This window comes from Kitasatospora sp. NPDC086801 (assembly GCF_044745805.1).
GTDB lineage: Bacteria > Actinomycetota > Actinomycetes > Streptomycetales > Streptomycetaceae > Kitasatospora.
This window is the reverse complement of sequence record NZ_JBIVAX010000090.1, coordinates 1-4069: the sequence shown is the minus strand read 5'-3', so window position 1 is coordinate 4069 and position 4069 is coordinate 1. Positions and strand designations below refer to the sequence as shown.

Below are 4069 nucleotides of genomic sequence, written 5' to 3'. Positions count from 1 at the left end.
AGCACCGGGCCGCCGGCCGGGTCGGCGAGGTCGAGCCGCAGCCCGCCATCGCCGAGCCGGACGATCCGCACCCGCACCGCCGAGGCACCGACGGCCGACAGGGTCACGCCGGTCCACGCGAAGGGGATCATGGTCTCGCGCTCGCCCCCGCCGGCCAGGATCGCGGCATGCATGGCCGCGTCGAGCAGCGCCGGGTGGACGCCGAAGCCATCGGCCGCCACACCCTCCGGCAGCGCGACCTCGGCGAACAGCTCGTCGCCGCGCCGCCAGGCCGCGCGCAAACCCTGGAACACCGGCCCGTAGCCGAACCCGGCCTCCGCCATCCGCTCGTACGCGCCCTCCACCGGCAGCGGTTCCGCGCCGACCGGCGGCCACACCTCCGCGTCGAACAATTCCGCCTCGACGGCTCCGGAGACGGCCAGCGAACCGGCCGCGTGCTGAACCCACCCGGCGTCCGGGTCCCCGTCCGGCCGCGAGTGGATGGTGACCGCGCGCCGTTCCGAGGCGTCCGGGCCACCGACCCGCACGTGCAGCTGGACGGCGCCGCGCTCGGGCAGCACCAGCGGTGCGGCCAGTGTCAGTTCCTCCACCAGCTCGTACCCGACCTCGGCCCCGGCCCGCAGCGCGAGTTCGACCAGCGCCGCGCCCGGGACCAGGACGGTGTCCAGGACCTGATGGTCGGCCAGCCACGGGTGCGAGTCCAGTGACACCCGGCCGGTGAGCAGGAACCCGTCCGTGTGGGAGAGGTCGACGGCCGCGCCGAGCAGCGGGTGTGCGAAGGCGCCCACGCCGACCGCGCCCAGGTCGCCGAGCGGGGTCGTCGCGTCGAGCCAGAACCGGCGGTGCTGGAACGCGTAGGTGGGCAGGTCCACCGTCCGGGCGCCGGTGCCGGCGAAGAGGACGGACCAGTCCACCTCGGCCCCGGCCGTGTGCAGCCGGCCGAGCGCGCCGACCAGGCTCGCCTCCTCGTCCCGATCCGCGTGCAGGGCGGGCACGACGCACGGACCGGCGGCCGTCGGGTCGTCGAGGACGCCCTGCACCAGGCCGGACAGGACGGTGTCGGGGCCGAGTTCGAGGTAGCGGCGGACGCCTGACTCGTGGAGGGTGCGGACGCCGTCGGCGAAGCGGACGGCCTCGCGAACGTGGCGCACCCAGTAGTCGGGGGTGCAGAGGTCCTCGGCCAGTGCGCCGGTCAGGTTGGAGACCACCGGGATCGACGGGGTGCCGTACGTCAGCCCGCTGAGGACCTCACGGAAGTCCTCCAGCATCGGGTCCATCAGCGGGGAGTGGAACGCGTGGGACACCCGAAGGCGCGTGGTCCGCCGGTCGGCGAAGTGCTCCTCGATCGCCGCGACGGCCTCCTCCCTCCCGGAGACGACGACCGAGCGCGGGCCGTTCACGGCGGCGATCGACACGAAGTCACCGAGCAGGGGCCGAACTTCGCCCTCCATCGCCTGCACCGCCAGCATCGCACCGCCCGAAGGCAGCGCCTGCATGAGACGGCCGCGAGCAGCCACCAGCGCACAGGCGTCGGCCAGGCTGAACACTCCGGCGACGTGTGCGGCCGCGACCTCGCCGATCGAGTGGCCCGCGACGAACTCAGCCCGCACGCCGAGGGATTCGACGAGCCGGTACAGCGCCACCTCGACGGCGAACAACCCGGCCTGGGCGTACTCCGTCCGGTTCAACAACTCCTCGTCCGCGCCCCACACGACCTCCCGAACCGGCAGCTCCAGCACGGCGCACACCTCGTCGAAGGCCCGAGCGAACACCGGGAAGCGGCCGTACAACTCCCGGCCCATGCCGAGCCGTTGCGAGCCCTGACCGGAGAACAGGAACGCCGTCGCCCCACCCGCCCGGGCGGACGAGACGGCCGCGCCCGGGGCGAGTTCGCCCCGGCTCAGTGCGTCCAGCCCGGCCAGCAGTTCCTCCCGGTCCGCGCCGAGCAGCACCGCGCGGTGCTCCAGCGCCGGCCGGGTCTCGACCAGCGAGTGGGCCACGTCCAACACGTCGAGCTCCGGCCGCGCGCCGACGAAGGTCGCCAACCGCTCGGCCTGCACCCGCAGGGCCTCCGGCGTCGCCGCGGCGAGCAGCCACGGCAGCGTGCCCGACTCCCGCCCACCAGTGGCAGGTGCGACCACCGGCTCGGGGCCCTGCTCCACGATCACGTGCGCGTTGGTCCCGCCGATCCCGAAGGCGGACACGCCCGCCCGGCGCGGACGGCCGGTCGCCGGCCAGTCCCGGGCCTCGGCCAGCAGCTCGACCGCGCCCTCCGACCACTCGACGTGCGGCGAGGGCCGGTCGATGTGCAGCGACTTCGGCAGCACGCCGTGCCGCATCGCCAGCACCATCTTGATCACGCCGGCCACACCGGCCGCCGCCTGCGCGTGCCCGATGTTCGACTTGATCGAGCCCAGCAGCAGCGGGAGTTCACGGCCCTGGCCGTAGGTCGCGAGCAGCGCCTGGGCCTCGATCGGGTCGCCCAGCGTCGTCCCGGTCCCGTGGGCCTCGACGGCGTCCACGTCCGTCGGGGACAGCCCGGCGCTCGCCAGCGCCTGGCGGATCACCCGCTGCTGGGACGGGCCGTTCGGCGCCGAGAAGCCGTTGCTCGCGCCGTCCTGGTTGACGGCCGTGCCGCGGATCACCGCGAGCACCCGGTGCCCGTTCCGCTCCGCGTCGGACAGCCGCTCGACGAGAAGCACCCCGACGCCCTCCGACCAGCCGACGCCGTCCGCCGCGCCCGCGAACGCCTTGCACCGGCCGTCCGCGGACAGCCCTCGCTGCCGCGAGAACTCGATGAACATGCCCGGCGTCGACATCACCGTCGCACCGCCCGCGAGGGCCAGCGAGCACTCCCCGGTGCGCAGCGCCTGGACCGCCAGGTGCAGGGCGACCAGGGACGAGGAACAGGCCGTGTCCACGGTCACCGCCGGGCCCTCCAGGCCCAGCGTGTAGGACACGCGGCCGGAGACGACGCTGCCGCCGCTGGTGCCCGAGGGGTTCGTGTTGAGCGCGTAGTCGTGGTACATGACGCCCGCGAAGACGCCCGTCCGGCTGCCGCGCAGGGACAGCGGGTCAATGCCAGCCCGCTCCAGTGCCTCCCACGAGGTCTCCAGAAGGAGCCGCTGCTGCGGGTCCATGTAGAGGGCCTCGCGCGGGGAGATCCCGAAGAAGCCGGGATCGAAGTCGCCGGCGTCGTGCAGGAAGCTGCCGTGGCGGGTGTAGCTGTGGCCCTCCTTGCCGGGCTCGGGGTCGTAGAGGTGCTCGATGTCCCAGCCGCGGTCGGTCGGCAGTCCGGTGACGGTGTCGACGCCGTCCGCCAGCAGCCGCCACAGCTCCTCGGGCGTGGCCGCGCCACCGGGGTAGCGGCAGGCCATCCCGACGATCGCGATCGGCTCGTCGGAGGTGTGCGGGCGGACGCCGGTGGCGGTCGTCGGCGTCACCTCCGTGCCCGCGCCGGCCAGGTCGAGGAGGTGCTCCGCGACGGCCCGCGCGGTGGGGAAGTCGAAGGCGAGCGTGGCGGGCAGGCGCAGGCCCGTGCGCTTGTTGAGGCGGTTGCGCAGGTCGGTCGCGGCGAGGGAGTCGAAGCCGAGCTCCTGGAACGCGCGCTCGGGCGCGATCGCCTCCGCGGACGCGTGGCCGAGCACGGCGGCGACCTCCGTCCGCACGAGCTCCAGCGCCAGGCGCCGGCCCTCGCTCTCCCCCAGCCCGGTGAGGCGCTCGGCCAGGCCGGTCTCGGCCGCGCGGCCGCGCGCGGGCAGCTCGGCGCGCCTGCGCGGCGCGGCGAGGGCACGCAGGAGCGCGGGGACCTCGTCGGTGCGAGCGCGCAGGGCGGCCGCGTCGACCCGGATCGGGACGACGGCGGCGCGGTCGCTCCGCAGAGCGGCGGCGAAGAGGGCGAGGCCGGTCGCGTGGTCGAGGACGGGGACGCCCTGGCTGGCCATCCGCGCCCGGTCGACGTCCGCGAGGTCGCGGCCGAGGCCGGCGCCGACGTCCCACATGCCGTAGGCCATCGAGGTCGCGGGCAGGCCGGCGGCCCGACGGTGGGCGGCGAGGGCGTCGAGGAAGA

The 4069-nt window shown here is 75.1% G+C and carries 1 protein-coding gene; it reads right to left on the bottom strand.

The genetic code is table 11. The features are described 5' to 3' along the window. The coding region (locus ACIPLC_RS38025; protein WP_400477636.1) for a beta-ketoacyl synthase N-terminal-like domain-containing protein at window positions 1-4069 on the bottom strand (4069 nt) is incomplete at both ends.